General features: G+C 67.4%; 17 protein-coding genes. 14 read left to right on the forward strand and 3 right to left on the reverse strand.

What is annotated here, in order from left to right; genetic code table 11:
• Positions 1-151 precede the first annotated feature (151 nt).
• From G3N64_RS27415 to G3N64_RS27475, 13 genes are all read left to right on the forward strand, one after another.
• Positions 152-1,690, forward strand: a complete 1,539-nt coding sequence (locus G3N64_RS27415; protein WP_205786706.1) for a methyl-accepting chemotaxis protein — start codon at positions 152-154, stop codon at positions 1,688-1,690.
• Between the two features lie 675 nt (positions 1,691-2,365).
• Complete coding sequence (locus G3N64_RS27420) at positions 2,366-3,949, forward strand: ABC transporter substrate-binding protein (RefSeq protein WP_205786707.1); 1,584 nt, start codon at positions 2,366-2,368, stop codon at positions 3,947-3,949.
• Between the two features lie 79 nt (positions 3,950-4,028).
• Positions 4,029-4,982: an ABC transporter permease gene (locus G3N64_RS27425; RefSeq protein ID WP_205786708.1), complete on the forward strand. Its 954-nt coding sequence runs from the start codon at positions 4,029-4,031 to the stop codon at positions 4,980-4,982.
• Between the two features lie 30 nt (positions 4,983-5,012).
• The gene (locus G3N64_RS27430; protein WP_205786709.1) at positions 5,013-5,969 is read left to right on the forward strand and encodes an ABC transporter permease; all 957 of its coding nucleotides are present in this window, start codon (positions 5,013-5,015) and stop codon (positions 5,967-5,969) included.
• Positions 5,969-7,837 (forward strand): ABC transporter ATP-binding protein, encoded by a 1,869-nt coding sequence (locus G3N64_RS27435; RefSeq protein WP_205786710.1) that lies wholly within the window; start codon positions 5,969-5,971, stop codon positions 7,835-7,837. The genes G3N64_RS27430 and G3N64_RS27435 overlap by 1 nt, the downstream gene beginning before the upstream one ends.
• Positions 7,838-7,976: 139 nt before the next feature.
• A complete protein-coding gene (locus G3N64_RS27440) occupies positions 7,977-9,311 on the forward strand; it encodes an FAD-dependent oxidoreductase (protein ID WP_205786711.1) in 1,335 nt (444 codons plus the stop codon).
• 24 nt (positions 9,312-9,335) lie between these two features.
• Positions 9,336-9,785 (forward strand): AraC family transcriptional regulator, encoded by a 450-nt coding sequence (locus G3N64_RS27445; RefSeq protein WP_205786712.1) that lies wholly within the window; start codon positions 9,336-9,338, stop codon positions 9,783-9,785.
• 120 nt (positions 9,786-9,905) lie between these two features.
• Positions 9,906-10,640, forward strand: coding sequence for a cupin domain-containing protein (locus G3N64_RS27450; protein ID WP_205786713.1), 735 nt, complete (start codon positions 9,906-9,908; stop codon positions 10,638-10,640).
• 2 nt (positions 10,641-10,642) lie between these two features.
• A complete protein-coding gene (locus G3N64_RS27455) occupies positions 10,643-11,968 on the forward strand; it encodes an FAD-binding oxidoreductase (protein ID WP_205786714.1) in 1,326 nt (441 codons plus the stop codon).
• A gap of 133 nt (positions 11,969-12,101) precedes the next feature.
• The gene (locus G3N64_RS27460; RefSeq protein WP_205786715.1) at positions 12,102-13,379 is read left to right on the forward strand and encodes an FAD-binding oxidoreductase; all 1,278 of its coding nucleotides are present in this window, start codon (positions 12,102-12,104) and stop codon (positions 13,377-13,379) included.
• A complete protein-coding gene (locus G3N64_RS27465) occupies positions 13,376-14,833 on the forward strand; it encodes an aldehyde dehydrogenase family protein (protein WP_205786716.1) in 1,458 nt (485 codons plus the stop codon). Before G3N64_RS27460 ends, G3N64_RS27465 begins: the two co-directional genes overlap by 4 nt.
• Positions 14,834-14,901: 68 nt before the next feature.
• Complete coding sequence (locus tag G3N64_RS27470; protein ID WP_205786717.1) at positions 14,902-16,089, forward strand: M20 aminoacylase family protein; 1,188 nt, start codon at positions 14,902-14,904, stop codon at positions 16,087-16,089.
• A 63-nt stretch (positions 16,090-16,152) separates the two neighbouring features.
• Positions 16,153-17,055: a GNAT family N-acetyltransferase gene (locus G3N64_RS27475; RefSeq protein ID WP_205786718.1), complete on the forward strand. Its 903-nt coding sequence runs from the start codon at positions 16,153-16,155 to the stop codon at positions 17,053-17,055.
• A gap of 39 nt (positions 17,056-17,094) precedes the next feature.
• On the opposite strand, the gene G3N64_RS27480 is transcribed toward G3N64_RS27475, so the two are convergent.
• The 3 genes from G3N64_RS27480 to G3N64_RS27490 all read right to left on the reverse strand — a co-directional run bounded on the left by G3N64_RS27480 (position 17,095) and on the right by G3N64_RS27490 (position 18,677).
• Positions 17,095-17,499 carry a cupin domain-containing protein gene (locus G3N64_RS27480; protein WP_205786720.1) on the reverse strand — a complete coding sequence of 135 codons (405 nt, stop codon included), beginning with the start codon at positions 17,497-17,499 and terminating at the stop codon, positions 17,095-17,097.
• 4 nt (positions 17,500-17,503) lie between these two features.
• Positions 17,504-17,983: a carboxymuconolactone decarboxylase family protein gene (locus G3N64_RS27485; RefSeq protein WP_205786722.1), complete on the reverse strand. Its 480-nt coding sequence runs from the start codon at positions 17,981-17,983 to the stop codon at positions 17,504-17,506.
• Positions 17,984-18,176: 193 nt separating this feature from the next.
• Positions 18,177-18,677 carry an Ohr family peroxiredoxin gene (locus G3N64_RS27490; RefSeq protein WP_205786723.1) on the reverse strand — a complete coding sequence of 167 codons (501 nt, stop codon included), beginning with the start codon at positions 18,675-18,677 and terminating at the stop codon, positions 18,177-18,179.
• Positions 18,678-19,481: 804 nt separating this feature from the next.
• Here G3N64_RS27490 and G3N64_RS27495 point away from each other — a divergent pair.
• On the forward strand, positions 19,482-19,695 hold a 214-nt coding region (locus G3N64_RS27495; RefSeq protein ID WP_205786724.1), incomplete at its 3' end, for a hypothetical protein.

Below are 19,695 nucleotides of genomic sequence, written 5' to 3' on the forward strand. Positions count from 1 at the left end.
GACTTGACCGCGATGCCGTCGGAGCCCGTCGCGTCCCGTCGCGCGTTCGATCAGCGTACGAAACAAGGGTAATTACCGATATCGAGTCGTTCAAGGCGGGGCCGCCCGGGCCGATATATGTACCGAACGGTTAATATCTCGAGGCCCCCGCATGAAGTTGTCCACCAAACTGCTGATGCTCGTCGCCGCGGCGCTGCTCGGCGTCGTCCTGCTCGCCGCGTTGTCGCTGCACACGCTGCGCGACGCGCTGATCGACAGCCGCCGCGAAGAGATCGTCATTCTGCTGACCAAGGCCGAGCATCTGGTCGATTCGTATCGCACGATGCAGACCAACGGCACGCTCACGCAGGAGCAGGCGCAGCAGCAGGCCAAGGCCGCGCTGGCGGCGCTCAACGCGAATTCGAAGAGCTACTTCTGGGTCACGACCGCCGACGGCGTCAACCTCGTCCACCCGAACGCGAAATTCATCGGCACGCGCGCGAAAGGCAACCGCACGACCAGCGGCCTGACCGACAGCGAGGCGTACCGCGCGGGGATGGCGCAGTCGCATTTCGCGCTCGTCGACGTGCTGATCAAGCGCAGCCCCGACGCGGACCTGGAGCCGAAGCTGCAGGGCGTGGTCGCGATTTCGGACTGGAATTGGTGGATCGGCACCGGATTTTTCTACGACGACATCAATGCGGCGTTTGCCCGGCTCGCGACGGTGCTGGGCGCTGTCGCGCTCGTCATCGCCGCGGCGCTCGCGGCCATCGCATGGGGCGTGCTGCGCAGCGTCAGGCGCACGCTGGGCGGGGAGCCCGCGCATGCGGCGCGGATCGCCGCCCGCATCGCCGCCGGCGAACTGGACGTGCAGTTCGATACGGCGCACGCCGCGCCCGGCAGCCTGCTCGTCGCGCTGGGCGACATGAAGGCGCGGCTGACCGACACCATCGCCGAGATCCAGACCACGACCCACTCGATCGCCACCGGCACCGGCGAGATCGCGCAAGGCAACCTGGATCTGTCGCAGCGCACGGAGCAGCAGGCCGCATCGCTGCAGGAAACGGCGGCGAGCATGGAGCAGATCACGTCCACGGTCAAACAGAACGCCGACAACGCGCGCCAGGCGAATGCGCTCGTGGCCCAGGCGAAGGATGCGACCGAACTCGGCGGCGCCGCCGTGCAGGCGGTCGTCGAAACGATGCGGCAGATTTCGGATGGATCGGTGCGGATCGCCGACATTACCGTCGTCATCGAAAGCATCGCGTTCCAGACCAACATTCTCGCGCTCAACGCCGCGGTGGAAGCCGCGCGTGCCGGCGAGGAGGGGCGCGGGTTCGCCGTCGTCGCGTCGGAAGTCCGCTCGCTCGCGCAACGCAGCGCCGCGGCCGCGAAGGACATCAAGGGATTGATCGACGCGTCGGTCGAGCGGGCCGGCAGCGGCAGCCAGCTCGTCGAGACGGCCGGCGCGCGCATGACGGAGATCGTCCGGTCGATCGACCGGGTGGCCGACATCATGGGCGAGATTTCGGCGGCATCGGCCGAGCAAAGCACCGGCATCGAACAGATCGGGCTGGCGGTCGCGCAAATGGACGAAGTCACCCAGCAGAACGCCGCGCTCGTCGAGCAGGCGGCTGCGGCCGCTTCGTCGCTGGACGAGCAGGCGGCGCGCCTGCGGGCCGCCGTGTCGGTATTCCGGCTCGCTGCGTGACGGCTTCGTGCCGTTCGCTCGCGGCCGGCGTATCACCCTGCCTTCTGGGCGTCGCGCCGGCGCCCGCCCGGCGTGCGCGCCGACATGCCGGTGACGCACGCGTCGCCTGACGGCCGCACGAGCCCGGTTTACGGGCAGTCCCGCCATCTTCCCGTCTTCCCGCCAAGCCGTTCCGATCGAGCGGCATTCTTCTGACTTTTCCTGCGCGACGTCCCGTCGCAACTGCCACCGCTGACGCCCGTGCATGCGGCGATCTGCCGCAACGTGCCGCTCGTTTCGGCCGTCGTGGGCAGGCGCGCACGCATTCGACACAAACGTGCGGTTTGCGTGGGCCAAACGCGCGCCGGATGCCGAACGGGCAATTTTGTCGGCGCAATCTGCGGCGGCTGCGGCCTTACGATTTCCTGCATCGACACGGGTTCGGCAACCACCGCGACACGCCGCCGGGCCAACGGCGACACGTGCGCGCACGCAGCAATTCATGCTGCGCGGGCGGCTCAAAACGGTCGATTCGTATCGTGCGGGCTGCCCGAATCGCGACAAACCGCATTTTGGCGATGCTTAAATGAATTGCATGTGTACGACGTCGCGCCCGCCACCAGCAAGCGGGCGCGGCGGGATCGAATAACCACGCTGGACCCTTGGACCCACTTTCCACAGTCAGGAGCAGTTCGGATGAGCGACGATATCGACAACGGCGGCAAGGGCGGCTTCACGCGCCGCGACATGATGAAGGTCATGGCGGCGAGCGGCATGATGGCCGCCGGCGCCGGCGGACTGCTGATGACCCCCGGCTCTGCATTCGCCGCGCCCGCGCCGAAGCGCGGCGGCAAGATCCGGGTCGCGAACGAAGCCGGCTCGACGGCCGATACGCTCGACCCGGCCAAGGGCTCGACGGGCGCGGACTACACGCGCTTCTTCATGTTCTACAGCGGCCTCACGCAGCTCGATGCGAGCCTGACGCCGCAGATGAACCTCGCCGAGTCGCTGCAGACGACCGATGCGAAGACGTGGATCATCAAGCTGCGCAAGGGCGTCACGTTCCACGACGGCAAGCCGGTCGGCCCCGCCGACGTGGTGTTTTCGCTGATGCGCCACAAGAACGCGGCCACCGCGTCGAAGGTCAAGACACTTGCCGAACAGTTCGCGGACGCGAAGGCGAGCGGCCCCGACGAAGTCACATTGACGCTCGCCAGCGCGAACGCCGATCTGCCGGTGATCCTCGCGACGCCGCAGCTCGTGATCGTCAAGGACGGCACGACCGACTTCTCGACCGGCATCGGCTGCGGCCCGTACAAGCTGAAGTCGTTCAAGCCGGGCGTGTCGACCGTCGGCGTGCGCAACGACAGCTACTTCAAGCCGGGCAAGCCGTATCTCGACGAGATCGAGCTGATCGGCATCAGCGACAGCGCCGCGCGCCTGAACGCGCTGCTGTCGGGCGACGTGCACCTGATCAACGCGATCGATCCGCGCTCGACGCAGCGGGTCTCGTCGACGCCGGGCTACGCGCTGAAGGAAACCAAGTCGGGCCTCTATACCGACCTGATCATGCGCAGCGACAACCCGATCGTCTCGAGTCCCGATTTCGTCGAAGGGATGAAGTACCTGTTCGATCGCGAGCAGCTCCGCACGGCGGTGTTCCGCGGCTACTCGGTGATCGGCAACGACCAGCCGATTCCGCCGGGGCACCGCTACTTCAACGCGTCGCTGCCGCAGCGGGCGCACGATCCGGACAAGGCGAAGTTCCTGTTCCAGAAGGCGGGCGCGCTCGGCGCCACGTTGCCGCCGATCTATGCGACGTCCGACGCGAACGGGTCGATCGAAATGGCCGTGCTGCTGCAGCAGGCCGGCCAGAAGATCGGGCTGAACCTGCAGGTCAACCGCGCGTCGCCCGACGGCTACTGGTCGAACCACTGGATGAAGCACCCGCTCACCTTCGGCAACATCAACCCGCGCTCGAGCGCCGACGTGCTGTTCACGCAGTTCTTCAAGTCGGATGCGCCGTGGAACGAGTCGGGCTGGAAGAACGCGAAGTTCGACCAGTTGCTGCTCGCCGCGCGTTCGGAAACCGACGACGCGAAGCGCAAGCAGATGTACGGCGACATGCAGGTGATCGTGTCGCAGCAGGGCCGGGTCGGCATTCCGGCGTTCATCAGCTTCCTCGACGGCTACGACAAGCGGCTCGCGGGCCTCGGCTCGATCCCTACCGGGCCGATGATGGGCTTCACGTTCGCCGAGAACGTGTGGTGGAACGCATGACGTTGTGGCTGGCCGCCGTCGCGCGGCCGGTGCGGACCCCCGCGCCGGCCACGCGCGGTCTTTTCGGGAGTCCCGCTCCATGAACCGAATTCTCATCGGGCTGATCGGCCGGCGCATCGCGGTCACCGCGCTGACGCTGCTGATCGTGTCCGCGATCATTTTCACGATCACGAACCTGCTGCCGGGCGACGCCGCGCAGGCCGCGCTCGGCCAGTCGGCGACGCCGGAGACGGTCGCCGCGCTGCGCCAGCAGTTCGGTCTCGACATGCCGGCGCACGTGCGTTACGTGCACTGGCTCACCGGCCTGCTGCACGGCGACTTCGGCCGGTCGTTTTCCGGCGACATGCCGGTGTCGGAGCTGATCGGCGGGCGCCTGCCGAAGTCGCTCGCGCTGGCGGCGATCACGACCGCCGTGTCGGTGCCGATCGCATTGCTGCTCGGGATCCTCGCGGCGGTCAAGCGCGAATCGGCGGTCGACCGCGTGATCAGCCTCGGCACGCTGTCGCTCGTCGCGACGCCGGAGTTCCTGATCGCGACGGTCGCCGTGCTCGTGTTCGCGGTGAAGCTGCGCTGGCTGTCCGCGCTGTCGTACAGCGGCCCGATCGAAAGCCTGCACGATTTCCTGCGTGCGTATGCGATGCCGGTGCTGACGCTGTGCGCGGTCGTGATCGCGCAGATGGCGCGGATGACGCGCGCCGCGGTGATCGAGCAACTGAGCGCGTCGTATGTCGAGATGGCCGTGTTGAAGGGCGCGAGCCCCGCACGCGTCGTGCTGCGCCATGCGCTGCCGAACGCGATCGGCCCGATCGCCAATGCGATCGCGCTGAGCCTGTCGTATCTGCTCGGCGGCGTGATCGTCGTCGAGACGATCTTCAACTATCCGGGCCTCGCGAGCCTGATGGTCGACGCCGTCAGCAACCGCGATTTCCCGTTGGTCCAGGCGTGCACGCTGATTTTCTGCGTCGCTTACCTGACGCTCGTGCTGTTCGCCGACCTGTGTTCGATCGTGTCGAACCCGCGACTGCGCACCTGAGTGTTTCGTTTTCCTTCCGAGATGCCGCCCATGCAACCGATCGAACCCGTACAACGCAGCAGCGCGCTGCCGCCATCCGGCGACCCGCCCCTCGGGCGGGGAAGCATGCCGCCTGCCGCGCCCGCCCCCGACCAGCCGCGCAAGCGCCGCGCCGCGCGCATCGCCTTGACGACCGGCGGCCGCGTCGGCCTGTCGATGGTCGGCCTGATGCTGTTCGTCGCCGTGTTCGGGCCGCTGATCGCGCCGCATGACGTCGGCGCGATCGTCACGCCCGACGTGTTCGCGTCGTTCAGCGCGAAGTTGCCGTTCGGCTCCGACTTCCTCGGCCGCGACATGCTGAGCCGGATCCTGTACGGCACGCGGCTGACCGTGCTGCTCGCGCTGGCCGCGGTGCTGCTCGCCGCGGTGACCGGCACGACGCTCGGGCTGCTCGCGACCGTGTCGGGCCGCGCGGTCGACGAGACGATGAGCCGGCTGCTCGACGCGCTCACGTCGATTCCGTCGAAGATGTTCGCGCTGATGTTCGTCGCCGCATTCGGCTCGTCGCTGCCGCTGCTGGTGCTCACCGCCGCGGTCAGCTACATGCCGGGCTCGTACCGGATCGCGCGTGCGCTGGCGGTCAACATCAGCACGCTCGAATTCGTGCAGGTGGCGAAGGCGCGTGGCGAAAGCGCGCTGTACATCGCGTGCGTCGAGATGCTGCCGAACATGATCCACCCGATGCTGGCGGACACCGGGCTGCGCTTCACGTTCGTCGTGCTGCTGCTGAGCGGCCTGAGCTTTCTCGGGCTCGGCGTGCAGCCGCCGTACGCGGACCTCGGTTCGCTCGTGCGCGAGAACATCGCGAGCCTCGGCGACGGCTCGGCCGTCGCGATCATGCCCGCGGTCGCGATCGCGATCCTGACGGTGGGCGTCAACCTGATGATCGACGGTCTGCCGCATCGCGGCCGCCGCAAGGGCGCGGCCGGCGCCGCCGGAGGACACTGATGCGACACGAATCGAACCCGCTCGTCGAGGTGCGCGGGCTGCGCGTGGTCGGCGGCCGGCCGGGCGGCGAGGAAACGACGATCGTCCATGGCGTCGACTTCGATATCGGGCGCGGCGAGGTGCTCGCGCTGATCGGCGAATCGGGCTCCGGCAAGACGACGATCGCGTTGTCGCTGATGGGCCATGCGCGCACCGGATGCCGGATCGCCGGCGGCTCGGTGAAGATCGGCGGCACGGACGTGTGCACGCTGTCCGCGCAGGCGCTGACCGCATTGCGCGGCCGCAAGGTCGCGTACATCGCGCAGAGCGCCGCTGCCGCGTTCAACCCGTCGCGCACGATTCTCGACCAGGTGATCGAGAGCGCGCTGATCCACAAGACGATGACGAAGCGCGACGCGCAGGCGAAGGCGATCGAGCTGTTTCGCGCGCTCGCGCTGCCGGAGCCGGAGACGATCGGCAAGCGCTATCCGCACCAGGTATCGGGCGGTCAACTGCAGCGGCTGATGGCCGCGATGGCGCTGATCACCGACCCGGAGCTGGTGATCCTCGACGAGCCGACCACCGCGCTCGACGTGACCACGCAGATCGACGTGCTGCAGGCGTTCAAGAGCGTGATCCGGCGCTACGGGATGAGTGCGGTGTACGTGTCGCACGACCTGGCCGTGGTCGCGCAGATGGCCGACCGGATCGTCGTGCTGAGCGACGGCGTGATCCGCGAGGCGGGCGACACCGAACAGATCCTGCATGCGCCGACGCATCCATACACGCAGAGCCTGATCGCGGCGGTCACGCCGAACGATGCCGAACGCGACGTAGAAGCACAACGACCGGCCGCGCCGGCGCCGCTGCTCGACGTGCGCGGCGCGATCGCGGGCTATGGCGGCCGCACCGCGAACGGCTGGCCCGCGAAGGTGATCCTGCACGAAGTCGACCTGTGCATCGGGCGCGGGCAGACGGTCGGCGTGATCGGCGAATCGGGTTCCGGCAAGACGACGCTCGCGAAGGTGATCGCGGGCCTCGTGCCGGCGACCGGCGGCGCGATCCTGCTCGACGGCGAGCCGCTCGCGCGCGATATCGTCAAACGGACGAAGGAGCAGCACCGCCGCGTGCAGATCGTGTTCCAGAACGCCGATACCGCGCTCAACCCGGTGCATACCGTCGAGCGCACGCTCGCGCGGCCGCTCGCGTTCTACCACGGGATCAAGGGCGCGCGTGCACGCCAGCGCGTCGCGGAGCTGCTCGAGCTCGTGCGGCTGCCGCCGGCGGTGGCCGCGCGGCGCACCGGCGAACTGTCGGGCGGGCAGAAGCAGCGCGTGAACCTCGCGCGTGCGCTCGCGGCCGAGCCCGACCTGATCCTGTGCGACGAGGTGACGTCGGCGCTCGACACGGTGGTCGGCGCCGCGATCATCGAGCTGCTGCGCGACCTGCAGGCGAAGCTCGGCGTGTCGTACGTGTTCATCACGCACGACATCGCGAAAGTGCGCGCGATCAGCGACGACATCGTCGTGCTGTATGCGGGCCGCCGCGTGGAGACGGGCAGCCGCGACGCGCTGTGCGCGCCGCCTTATCACCCGTATTCGCATCTGCTGGTGTCGTCCGCGCCGGAACTGCGCGCGGGCTGGCTCGACGATGCGGCCGAGCGTTGCCATCGGCCGCTGGTGCCGATCGGCGAGCGCGAGAACGAGGCCGAGCTGTGTCCGTTCCTGTCGCGCTGCGCGATGCGCGTGGACGGCGTGTGCAACCGGACGGCCCCGTCGCTGCGCACGCTCGGCAACGGCGCGCAGGTGCTGTGCCATCGCAGCGAGGAGGATCTCGCGCGCTTCCAGGCGGAGCCGATTCCCGCGGGTGTCACGTCGGTGCAGCCGTAGTGCGTGGCGCGCGAACCGTTCATCGCGCGGGGCGGTGAACGGCCCGCCGCATAGTCTGCCGCGGCGGTCGTGCAAAACGGCAATTTGTACGCGTGCCGCGCGCGAATACGCGACAACTGCGGTTGTTGACGGTGATTAAATGATTCTCATTGAACGGTCGCCGATCGTCGTTGAGGGAATGCGTGAGAAGGATCCGATGAAACTGGAATCGTACTGGCTGGATACCCGCCCCGCGTTTCGCGCCGGAAGCGTTGGCCCCGTCGAAGGGCGGGCCGACGTCGTCGTGATCGGCGGCGGTTTCACCGGCTTGTCGGCGGCGCTCGCGCTCGCGCAGCGCGGCGTCTCGGTGGTCGTGCTCGAAGCCGCGCAGGTCGCGGGCGAAGCGTCCGGCCGCAACGGCGGCCAGTGCAATACGGGCGTCGCGCAGGACTACGCGTCGCTGGCCGCGCGCATCGGCGCCGCGCAGGCGAAGCAGTTCTATCGCGCGTACGAAAGCGCGGTGAAGAGCGTCGAGACGATCGTGACCGAACAGGCGATCGATTGCGATTTCCGGCGCGCCGGCAAGCTGAAGCTCGCCGCGAAGCCGCAGCATTTCGCGGGGCTTGAAAAGACCTTCAACGCGTTGCGGCGTAACGTCGATCCGGACATCGAACTGATCGACCCGTCGCACATCCGCGACGAAGTCGGCTCCGACGGTTTCTACGGTGGACTCCTGCAGCGCAACGGCGCGCAGATGCACATGGGCAAGTTCGGCGTCGGGCTCGCGCAAGCGGCCGTGCGGGCCGGCGCACGCGTGTACGAGCACGCGGCCGTCACGCAGCTCGACCGGCTCGACGGCGAGCGCCACAGCATTACCTGCGCCCGCGGCACGATCGTCGCCGACCGCGTGCTGGTCGCGACCGGCGCATCGCAGCACGGGCCGTTCGCGTGGTTCCGGCGACGCATCGCACCGGTCGGCAGCTTCATCGTCGTGACCGAGCCGCTGCCCGACGCGCAGTTGAACCGGCTGTTTCCGCATCGCCGCGCATACGTGACGTCGCGCCAGATCGGCAACTACTTCCGCGTGACGCCCGACAACCGGCTGCTGTTCGGCGGCCGCGCGCGCTTCGCGATGTCGAGCCCGAACTCGGACGCGAAAAGCGGCGACATCCTGCGTGCGGGCATGGCCGGCTATTTCCCGGAACTGACCGACGTGCGGCTCGACTACTGCTGGGGCGGGCTGGTCGACATCACCGCGGACCGGCTGCCGCGCGCGGGCCAGCATGACGGGCTCTACTACTCGATGGGCTACAGCGGCCACGGTGTGCAGATGTCGGTCCACATGGGCCGCGTGATGGCCGACGTGCTGTATGGGGCGGCCGCATCGAACCCGTGGCGCGAGCTCGACTGGCCGGCGATACCGGGCCATTTCGGGCACGCGTGGTTCCTGCCGGTCGTCGGCGCGTATTACCGCATGCAGGATTTCCTGCATTGAAGCGAGCGCCCGGGAGAATTCGATATGACAGTGCAATTCATTGGCGCGGTTGGCGCGGTTGGCTCGCCGCGTGTCGCGCAGCCCGTGTCGCCGGCGATCGGCGACGTGCTGCGCACGATCGACGCATCGTTCGCGCAGCCGCTGAACCTCGATACGCTCGCAGCGGTGGCCGGGTTGAGCGTGTCGCGCTTCACCGCGCGTTTTCGCAGCGAAACCGGGCTGTCGCCGCACCGGTATCTGTGTCTCGTGCGGATACGGCGGGCGCAGGACCTGTTGCGCGCCGGTCTCGCACCGTCGGTCGTCGCGACCGACGTCGGCTTCTTCGATCAGAGCCATCTGTGCCGGCATTTCCGGCGCGTGCTCGGGATCACGCCGCGCGATTACGTGGTCGCCCGAACGGGCGGCGCGCCGGTGCGAACGCCATCGACGCGCCTGCGCGCCGAACGCCGCGAAGCGTCGTGTCACGCGGCGTAAGCGCACGCATGGACGACATGCCCCGCTGAGGATGTCCGGCAGAAGCGCCGGCGAACGACGATTTCCGATATCGCGTGACAGCTTTCGAACGAATCCGTCACGCACTGGACAGGAGCAGAAATGACCGCAGTTTTCGTGTTGCACCGGGCCGACGGCGCACCGTCTTCCACCGCATTCCGCAAGCAGGCGTTCGGCGCGAGCGATCCTTTCGCGTCGCATCGCGAGATCGCGTGGGAAGGCCCCGACGCGATGGCCGCGGGGCGGATCGTTTTCGTCGGCGAACTGGACGTGCCGAGCTTTCCGCACATCGAAACCCTCGTCGTCGTCCAAGGCGAGCTGACGCTCGAAGCGGCCGGAGCCGCGCCGCTGGTGCTCGGCCCGGGGCAAGGCGCCGTCATCGGCGGCGGCACGGCGCTGCGCATCGCCGCGCAATCGTCGGTACTGCTGATGTTCTGCGCGGCAGCGTGCGCGCAACCGACGAAACGCGGCCTCTTCGAGCTGCGCGCCGACGCGGACTTCAAGCCGTCCGCCACGCTGCCGGCCGAGGTGCTGCTCGGCCCCGCGCCGCAATGCCGCAGCGACAACGTGTTCACCGACGACGGCGCCGGATACTGCGCGGGCACGTGGGATTCGACGCCGTATCACCGGATCGTCCGGCCGCATCGCGCGAACGAGTTCATGTTCCTGCTGGCCGGCGGCGTCCGGTTCGCGGCGCCCGACGGCAGCGTGCAGTCGCTCGGTACCGGCGATGCGCTGTTCGTGCCGCGCGGCGCGTCGATCGGGTGGGAAAGCAGCGAACGCGTGGCGAAGTTCTACGTGATGCAGAACGTCAAACCCTCCACCGAACGAGACTGAACATGTCCCCTCCGCTGCGCCATATCGAAACCTCGCCCACGCTGCCGGCTTCGGCCGACGTCGTCGTGATCGGCGGCGGAATCATCGGCGTCTTCACCGCGTACTACCTGGCCCGCCGCGGCGTCTCGGTCGCGCTCGTCGAGAAAGGGCGCATCGGCGCCGAACAGTCGAGCCGCAACTGGGGCTGGTGCCGGCAGCAGAACCGCGACGAGCGCGAATTGCCGATGGCAAGCAAGAGCATCGATCTGTGGGAACGATTCGCCGCCGAATCCGGCGAGGACACGGGCTTTCATCGCTGCGGGCTGCTGTATCTGAGCAATGACGAGGCCGAGTTGTCCCGCTGGGCCAGCTGGGGCGAATTCGCGAAGACCGCGGGCGTGACCACGTACATGCTCGACAGCAAGCAGGCCGCCGAACGCGGACGGGCCACCGGGCGGCAGTGGAAGGGCGGCGTATTCTCGCCGACCGACGGCACGGCCGATCCAGGCAAGGCGGCGCCAGCCGTGGCCGCCGCGCTGATCAAGCTGGGCGGCAGTGTCCACCAGCACTGCGCGGCGCGCGGCCTCGAACTCGAAGGCGGCCGCGTCGCGGGCGTCGTCACCGAGGCCGGCGTCATCAAGACCCGAACGGTCGTGATGGCCGGCGGCGCATGGGCGTCGTCGTTCTGCCGCCAGCTCGGCATCCGGTTTCCGCAAGCGTCGATCCGTCAGTCGATCCTGAGCGTGTCGCCCGTCGAAACGCCGTTGCCGGATGCGATGTACACGTCCGGCGTGTCCATCACGCGCCGCAGCGACGGACGCTACGCATTGGCGATCAGCGGCCGTGCGCGCGTGGACCTGACGCCGCAGTTCCTGCGCTTCGCGCCGCAATTCGTGCCGATGTTTGCGAAACGCTGGCGCAACCTGCTGCCGGGCGGCCTCGAAGGCGTGCGCGGCGGTCATGAAACGTTGAAGCACTGGCGCCTCGACGCGCCGACGCCGATGGAAGCCGTACGCATTCTCGATCCGAAGCCCGACATGCCGACGGTCGCCGAAACGTACCGCCGCGCGTCCGAACTGTTGCCCGAACTGCGCGAAGCGAAGATCACGCACGCGTGGGCCGGGTTCGTCGACAGCACGCCGGACGGCGTGCCGGGCATCGGCGAAGTGCCGGGCGTGCCGGGGTTGATCCTCGCGGCGGGCTTCTCGGGGCACGGCTTCGGGATCGGGCCGGGCGCCGGGCACCTGATCGCCGATCTCGCGTCCGGTGCGCAACCTTTCGTGGACCCGGCGCCGTACCGGCCCGGCCGGTTCAGCGAGTCCTCATGGGGCAAGGTCGCGGATTTCTGATGCAACGCCGTCACATGGATGAGCGGCCGCCTGTATACGATGCGCATCGAGCCGGACCGCCCGCGAGGGGCCGGATCGGTGCGGTGAGCGTTCGCCGGTCCGATAGTGCGATGCGACAGTTTGGGAGTGCCTGATGCGTTTCAGTTCGTACTGGCTCGATACGTCGGAGCCATTCGTGAGCCACTCGCCGGAATTGCACGACGGCCGTTGCGACGTGCTGGTGGTGGGCGGTGGGATCACGGGATCGGCCGCCGCGCTGGCGCTGGCCAAGAAGGGCGCGCGCGTGATCGTCTGCGAGGCGGGCACCGTCGGGCAGGCGGCATCGGGTCGCAACGGCGGCATGTGCAACAACGGCTTCGCGCAGGACTACGCGTCGCTGTCGCAACGCCTCGGCACGGAACTGGCGAACCGGCTCTATCTGGCGTTCGACGCGGGCGTCGACACGGTCGAGCGGCTCGTCAAGGAAGAGTCGATCGATTGCAATTTCGCCCGTACCGGCAAGCTGAAGCTCGCCGCGAAGCCCGAGCACTACGACAAGCTCGCGCGCAGCCAGGCATTGCTCGCAGCGAGCGTGGACCCCGACACGCGTCTGGTGACGAAGGCCGAGCTGCGCGACGAGATCGGCTCGAACCGATATCACGGCGGGCTGCTGTTCGGCAAGAGCGCGGGGATGCATGTCGGCCGTTATGTGCGCGGCCTCGCGCGCGCCGCGCAAGCCCGCGGCGCGCATATTCTCGAGCATGCGCCGGTGCTCGGCCTGAAGCGGCAAGCGGGCGGCGCGTACGCGGTGCAAACACCGCTCGGCGAGATCCGCGCGCGCCAGGTGCTGCTCGCGAGCGGCATTTCGCAGGTCGGGCCGTTCGGCTGGGTGCGCCGCAGGATCGTGCCGGTCGGCGCGTTCATCATCGTCACCGAGCCGTTGCCGAACGACCTGCTCGACCGCTTGCTGCCGACGCGCCGGATGGTCACCGACACGAAGAACTTCGTGAATTTCTTTCGCGTCACGCCCGACAACCGGATGCTGTTCGGCGGGCGCGCGCGTTTTGCCGCATCGAATCCGCGCTCCGACGAAAAGAGCGGCGCGATTCTGCGGCGTCAACTGGCCGCCGTGTTTCCCGAGCTGGCCAGCGTGCGCATCGACTATTGCTGGGGCGGAATGGTCGACATGACGGCCAACCGGCTGCCGCGCGCGGGCGAGCGCGACGGCGTTTACTACTCGATGGGTTATAGCGGCCACGGCACGCACATGGCCACGCTGATGGGCACGTTGATGGCCGAGATCATGGACGGACGCGCCGACCTCAATCCGTGGAAAAGCTTCGACTGGCCTGCGATTCCCGGCCACTTCGGCAAGCCGTGGTTTCTGCCGTTCGTCGGCGCATGGTATCGACTCAAGGACACGTTGCAATGAATTCACCTGTTGTTCACTTGCTGCAAGCCGGCCGGCTGGATCGCTTTTTCATCGACGGCGAGTGGGTGTTGCCCGACGGCGGCGACCGATTCGCGGTCGTCAGCCCGTCCACCGAAGACACGCTGGGCGAGATCCCGCTCGGCAGCGCGCGCGACGCCGACCGCGCGGTGCAGGCCGCGCGCCGCGCGTTCGAACGCTGGTCCGCGACGTCGCCGCAGGAACGCGCGGCGTTGCTCGACCGTGTGCATGCGCTGATGCTGGCGCGCGCCGAGTTGTTCGCCACCGCGCTCGCGCTGGAGATGGGCGCGCCGATCGGCTATGCGCGCGGCGCGCACGTGCCGCTCGCGGCCGAACATATTCGCGTCGCACGCGACAACCTCGCGCGCTACCCGTTCGTCGAGCAGCGCGGGACGACCGCGGTCGCGCGCGAGCCGATCGGCGTGTGCGCGCTGATCACGCCGTGGAACTGGCCGATCTACCAGATCACCGCGAAGGTCGGGCCGGCGCTCGCAGCCGGCTGCACGGTGGTGCTGAAGCCGAGCGAGCTGTCGCCGCTCAGCGCGCTGCTGTTCGCGGAAGTGATCGCCGATGCGGGCGTGCCTGCCGGCGTATTCAATCTCGTGAGCGGCAGCGGCGAAACGGTGGGCGCCGCGCTTTCGTCGCACCCGGAGGTCGACATGGTGTCGATCACCGGATCGACGCGCGCCGGCGTGCTCGTCGCGCAGGCGGCGGCGACGACCGTCAAGCGCGTCGCGCAGGAGCTCGGCGGCAAGTCGCCGAACATCGTGTTGCCGGATGCGGACTTGCAGCGCGCGGTCCCGCCGGGCGTCGCCGCCGCGTTCCGCAACATGGGGCAATCGTGCAGCGCGCCGACCCGCATGATCGTGCCGCGCGCCGTGCTCGGCGCGGTCGAGGCGCTGGCCGTCGCGACAGCGCAAACGCTCGTCGTCGGCGATCCATTCGACGAAGCCACCACGCACGGACCGTTGGCCAATCGCGCGCAGTTCGGGCGGGTTGCGCAGATGATCGACGTGGGCATCGACGAATGCGCGAAGCTGATCGCCGGCGGCCCTGGGCGGCCCGCGGGTCTCGACCGAGGCTTTTATGCGCGGCCGACGATTTTCTCCGAGGTGCGCACCGACATGGCGATCGCGCAGCAGGAGATCTTCGGTCCGGTGCTCGCGATCCTGCCTTACGACACCGTGGACGAAGCGGTCGCCATCGCGAACGACACGGTCTACGGGCTCGGCGCCCACGTGCAAGGCACCGACAAGGCACAGGCACGGGCGGTGGCCGCCCGCATCCGGGCGGGGCAGGTGCATCTGAACTACCCGGCATGGGATCCTCAGGCGCCGTTCGGCGGCTACAAGCAGTCGGGCAACGGCCGCGAGTACGGGATCGAAGGGATGGAGGAGTATATGGAGATCAAGTCGATCGTCGGCTTTTACGACTGACACGGCCGCCGCGCGCGATCGCGCCGGCAGTACGGCTGGAACCCCTTTACTTTCCGAAGGTGCCGAAATTGGACAACCCCGTCATCCCCGATACATCGCTGCAAGCGCATCACGCGCACTGGGCGAAGCTTCGCCGCGACCTGCATGCGCATCCCGAATTGCGATTCGAAGAACACCGGACGGCCGACGTCGTCGCGAGCGAGCTCGAAGCGCTCGGCTATGCGGTGTCGCGCGGGCTGGGCGGCACGGGCGTCGTCGCGAGCCTGCCCGGCGCGGATCCGCGCCGCGGCATCGTGCTGCGCGCCGATCTGGACGCGTTGCCGATCCACGAAGCCAACGACTTCGCGCATGCATCGTGCACGCACGGGATCATGCACGCGTGCGGCCATGACGGCCATACCGTGATGTTGCTCGGCGCCGCACGCGTGCTGAAGGCGCTGCCGCAACCGCCCGGCAGCGTTCACCTGGTGTTCCAGCCGGGCGAAGAGGGCGGCGCGGGCGCCCGCCGGATGATCGACGACGGGCTGTTCGACCAATTCCCGACGGAAGCGGTATTCGGCATGCACAACTGGCCCGGCTTGCCGGCCGGGCATTTCGGGTTGCGCACCGGGCCGATCATGGCCGCGGGCTCCCGCTTCAGGATCACGGTGACGGGCAAGGGCGCGCACGCGGCGCAGCCGCACCTGGGCATCGATCCGGTGCCGCTCGCGTGCTCGATGGTGCTGCAGTGCCAGACGATCGCCGCGCGGCACAAGGATCCGGTGGATCCCGCGGTCATTTCCGTGTGCATGTTTCATGCGGGCACGACGGACAACGTGATTCCGGACACCGCCGAGCTGCGCGGCACGATCCGCACGCTGTCGTCGGCGTTGCAGCAGCAGTTGCAGCGCGATGTCCGGCTCACGTGCGAGGCGCTGGCGAGTGCCTACGGCGCGCAGGTCGACGTGGAATTTTTTCAGTATTACCCGGCGACGGTGAACACACCGGCCGAGACCGCGCTGTGCGAGACGGTGATTCGCGACACGTTCGGCGACGAGCACCTGTCCCGCGACGTACCGCCGAACATGACGTCCGAAGACTTCGGCTTCATGCTGGAGGAGCGGCCGGGCGCTTACGTGCTGATCGGCAATGCGCAGGACGGCGCGACCGCACCGGCGCTGCATCACCCGAAATACGATTTCAACGACGACATCATTCCGGTCGGGGTCCGGTACTGGGTTGCGTTGGCGCAGCATTACTTCACGCGATCGCCGTGATGCGTGAAATCGGCGTTGACGCCGTGCGGCGTTGCATAAAAACCAATTTTTGAGGATTGCTTGATGAAAAATGAATCCGATACGAAAGGGCACAGCGCGATGTCGGCGCTTCGCTACCGGCGGTTCACCGCGGCGGACGTCCCCGCGGCCCATGCCCTTTCCATGGCGCTTCGCTGGCCGTTCAGGGCGGAAGACTGGCAGTTTTCCGCAGACACGTCGATCGCGTTCGCGGCCGAGGAAAACGGGGTGGTCATCGGAACGGCGATGTGCTGGAAGTACGGTGCGGATCGCGCCGCGATCGGACATGTGATCGTATCCGACGCGCATCAGGGCCGAGGAATCGGCCGCGCACTGATGGAGATGCTTATCGACGAACTGGGGCCGCGCGTCACGTTCCTGCATGCGACGCCGGCCGGCCAGCCGCTCTACGAGAAACTGGGATTCAACGTATGCGGCTCGTTGAGCCAGTATCAGGGCAACGTGGATCGTCCCGCCGCGGTCGCCCTGCCCGATGGCGAGCGGCTGCGTGCCGGATCGCCGGCCGACTGGCCGCGCCTGGTCGAGCTGGACGCGCGTGCTTCCGGCTTCCAGCGCGATGCGCTGTTGTCCGCCTTGCTGAAGCGGGGGGAAAGCATCGTGCTCGAACGCGACGGCGAGGTCGTCGGGTTTTCGGTGCTGCGGCGCTTCGGTCGCGGGTACGTGGTCGGTCCGGTGGTCGCACCGCGTTCGAGCGACGATGGGTATGCGAAGGCGCTGATCGGCTATTGGCTGACGAAACGACAAAGCGAATTCGTTCGTATCGATGTCCCTTCCGGGACCCATTTGCCCGACTGGCTGGACGAACAGGGATTGAAACGGGTGGATACCTGTTCGAAGATGGTTCGCAACGCGCCGGCCGCAGCCTACGACGGTGCGGCCGACGCGATATACGGACTGTACGGGCTCGTCAGTCAGGCCATGTTGTAGACCTCGGCTACGCCCCCGCGATTGCATGGCGCGATCGTGCTACTTCACCGGTGTCAGGACCGGCGCGCCCTTGTTCTTGATCAGGAACACGACGAATTTTGCCGGCTTCGTGCTGCTGGCGTTTCGTCCGACCGTGTGCACGTCGTCCGGTCCTTCATGAAACGTGTCGCCGGCATGGAGCGTGACCGTTTTCCCGCCGTTCAGGCCCATCACGATGCTGCCGTCGAGCACGTAGACGAATGCGTGTGCATCGTGACGATGCACGGGATCGACGCTGCCGGGCGGATAATCGACGACGATCATCTCGACTTCCTTGCCCGGATACTCGGGCAACGTCTCCGTGGTGAGCTGCGTCACCTTGGCTTGCGGTGCGGCGGCCGCCGGCTGAACGGAGACCAGGAGCGACAGCGCGAGCGGGGCAAGCGCGAGCATGATGCGTTTCATGTCGTTACTCCAGGTTGGCCTTGTCGAGCCCGAACATCTTGTCGAACGAGCCGGGCACGGCGCGGAATGCGACGTTCAGCCGGTTCCAGCAGTTGATGGCGCCCACGAGGACGGTGAGATCCGACAGCTCCTTCTCGGAGTAGTGGGCCCGCACGCGTTCGTAGAGATCGTCGCTCACGCCATCCGACGGGAGGTGGGTCAGGGCGTCGGTCCATTCCAGTGCGGCGCGCTCGCGCGGCGAGAACAGCGTCGACTCGCGCCAGATCGCGACGTGATGCAGGCGCAGCTCGCGCTCGCCGTGGATTTTTGCCATCTTGATGTGCATGTCGACGCAGAACGCGCAGCCGTTGAGCTGCGATGCGCGAATCTCGACGAGCTCGCGGATCGGCGTCTCGATCGTCGTCTTTTGAAACAGCCCGTCGAGTTCGACGAGCTTTTTGGTCAGCTCCGGCGATTGCTGGAAGTAGTTGATACGTTGCGTCATGATCCGTTCTCCTGATCGGTGGAATCGATACTGCCGGCCCTGCGTGTGGCGCCCCATCGCACGACCAGCCTGACAACCATCGTAATCGCGGGTCCCGCGGGCCAGTAGTGCCCGGCAGGTGCGCATTCTGTTGCCGCTTCGGAACCAATCGATGTCGGGTGCGTCGGCGCGACCGCACGCCGTTGACGTTTCGTCACGCCGACACGACGACGAAACTGCAGATTCCCTGCCGGGCCATCTTCGTATATGGGCACAGGCGCTCCGTGTTGCGGACAAGGCGTTCCGCGATGTCTCGGTCCATACCCGGCATGCGGACGGTGAGGTTGGCAATCAGCGCATATCCGCCATCTACAGGATCTCGTCCGAACGAGACTTCGGCCACCACGGTCGTTTCCCGGATGTCGATCTTCTCGCGTTGCGCCAGCAGGCTCAGCGCACCGTGAAAACACGCGGCGTAGCCGGCGGCAAAAAGCTGTTCGGGATTGGTGCCGCCGCCCGGGCCGCCGAGTTCGGTGGGCAACCGCAGATCGAGGGCAAGACAGCCGTCGTCGGATCGCGCGACGCCCGATGCACGGCCGTGGCCTGCCTGACCTCCGGAGACGGTAACGGTGGTCGTGTAGCGCGCGGCGAATGCGTCCCCGCGATATTTGTCGAGCAGTGTCAGCGACGGACGTCGCAACCTCTCGTTCTCCATATGCCTCCCGGTTTGTATTGGCCAACGCGAGCGTCTCGAACCTCACGTATCGGGGCAGGGCGTTGTTTTTCGCAGCGAATCAGCGCAATGGTGCAGCGCTTGCCTGCAAGTCGATCCCCATGACCTCCATCCGAAAGATGGACCACACGTTCCCGCATGCTAGGCAAAGGCGAGTCGCCGTACCAGATCGTTATCGGGATGCATGGTGTTGCCTGCTCCGCACCAATGAGGTGGGACCGGAGAGCGGTCGGTTGTGCCGCGCGCTTGATGAAAGCGGTGACGCAGCGGATGGGTGCCGATGAGGAACGGGAAAGTGTTCCGATGCGGGTCTACCTGCGCGCGCGGCCGGCTCTTAGTATCAAGGTACGGCAATGCGCCTGATCAGGGATGCAAACGAATCGTCGATTTCGATCACGCTCGACGCTTGCACCCTGATTCGCGATGTTCCGCCGCTGATGAAGTGCCACGAATGCAACGCGCGAGTCAGAGTCGACTTCCCGTCCTCCAGCACCCCTCCACACTGGAACTGAGCCTCCTACCGCGCGAGCGGCTTCGTCCGATCGACCGCTACGGCCGACCTGACACAGACAGTTGACCTCACGTAACAACGGATCCCATGTATCGAGCGTCCCCCGTAAGCGGTTGGCGAGAATGATCGTCGGTCCTTGCCCTATCTTGCGGTAGGCAATTCTGTCGCCCTCGACCGCCACGTAGGACGTCGGGGCGGTACCCGCGGAGAGCGCGGCATCGGCGGCATCGGCGGCAGCCGCGTGGCCCGCAGTGGGCAGAACGCCGAAGGTTGGCATGCATCTGGCTAAAAAACGCTTCATGACTTCATCTCCGGGAAAGTGGGTGGCGATCTCACCACCGGATCATTGGGAGTGGCTTGAAGGGGTGCAGGACAGCGTGCCGGCATGTCAGCCGAAGAAGGCAGCGGTGGAATCCAGCGTTGGGAAACCGCGCGAATACGTCGGCCAGAAATCCTTTCGGAATCGACGCGGTGATGAATCCGCCGGTC

The organism is Burkholderia sp. Ac-20344 (assembly GCF_017104975.1).
Lineage (GTDB): Bacteria > Pseudomonadota > Gammaproteobacteria > Burkholderiales > Burkholderiaceae > Burkholderia.

Coding starts and splice junctions, on each gene's coding strand:
- G3N64_RS27465 (WP_205786716.1), top strand. CDS start 13,376: ATGAATTCACCTGTTGTTCACTTGCTGCAAGCCGGCCGGCTGGATCGC.
- G3N64_RS27450 (WP_205786713.1), top strand. CDS start 9,906: ATGACCGCAGTTTTCGTGTTGCACCGGGCCGACGGCGCACCGTCTTCC.
- G3N64_RS27420 (WP_205786707.1), top strand. CDS start 2,366: ATGAGCGACGATATCGACAACGGCGGCAAGGGCGGCTTCACGCGCCGC.
- G3N64_RS27480 (WP_205786720.1), bottom strand. CDS start 17,499: ATGAAACGCATCATGCTCGCGCTTGCCCCGCTCGCGCTGTCGCTCCTG.
- G3N64_RS27425 (WP_205786708.1), top strand. CDS start 4,029: ATGAACCGAATTCTCATCGGGCTGATCGGCCGGCGCATCGCGGTCACC.
- G3N64_RS27445 (WP_205786712.1), top strand. CDS start 9,336: ATGACAGTGCAATTCATTGGCGCGGTTGGCGCGGTTGGCTCGCCGCGT.
- G3N64_RS27430 (WP_205786709.1), top strand. CDS start 5,013: ATGCAACCGATCGAACCCGTACAACGCAGCAGCGCGCTGCCGCCATCC.
- G3N64_RS27460 (WP_205786715.1), top strand. CDS start 12,102: ATGCGTTTCAGTTCGTACTGGCTCGATACGTCGGAGCCATTCGTGAGC.
- G3N64_RS27435 (WP_205786710.1), top strand. CDS start 5,969: ATGCGACACGAATCGAACCCGCTCGTCGAGGTGCGCGGGCTGCGCGTG.
- G3N64_RS27440 (WP_205786711.1), top strand. CDS start 7,977: ATGATTCTCATTGAACGGTCGCCGATCGTCGTTGAGGGAATGCGTGAG.
- G3N64_RS27415 (WP_205786706.1), top strand. CDS start 152: ATGAAGTTGTCCACCAAACTGCTGATGCTCGTCGCCGCGGCGCTGCTC.
- G3N64_RS27455 (WP_205786714.1), top strand. CDS start 10,643: ATGTCCCCTCCGCTGCGCCATATCGAAACCTCGCCCACGCTGCCGGCT.
- G3N64_RS27485 (WP_205786722.1), bottom strand. CDS start 17,983: ATGACGCAACGTATCAACTACTTCCAGCAATCGCCGGAGCTGACCAAA.
- G3N64_RS27475 (WP_205786718.1), top strand. CDS start 16,153: ATGAAAAATGAATCCGATACGAAAGGGCACAGCGCGATGTCGGCGCTT.
- G3N64_RS27490 (WP_205786723.1), bottom strand. CDS start 18,677: ATGGAGAACGAGAGGTTGCGACGTCCGTCGCTGACACTGCTCGACAAA.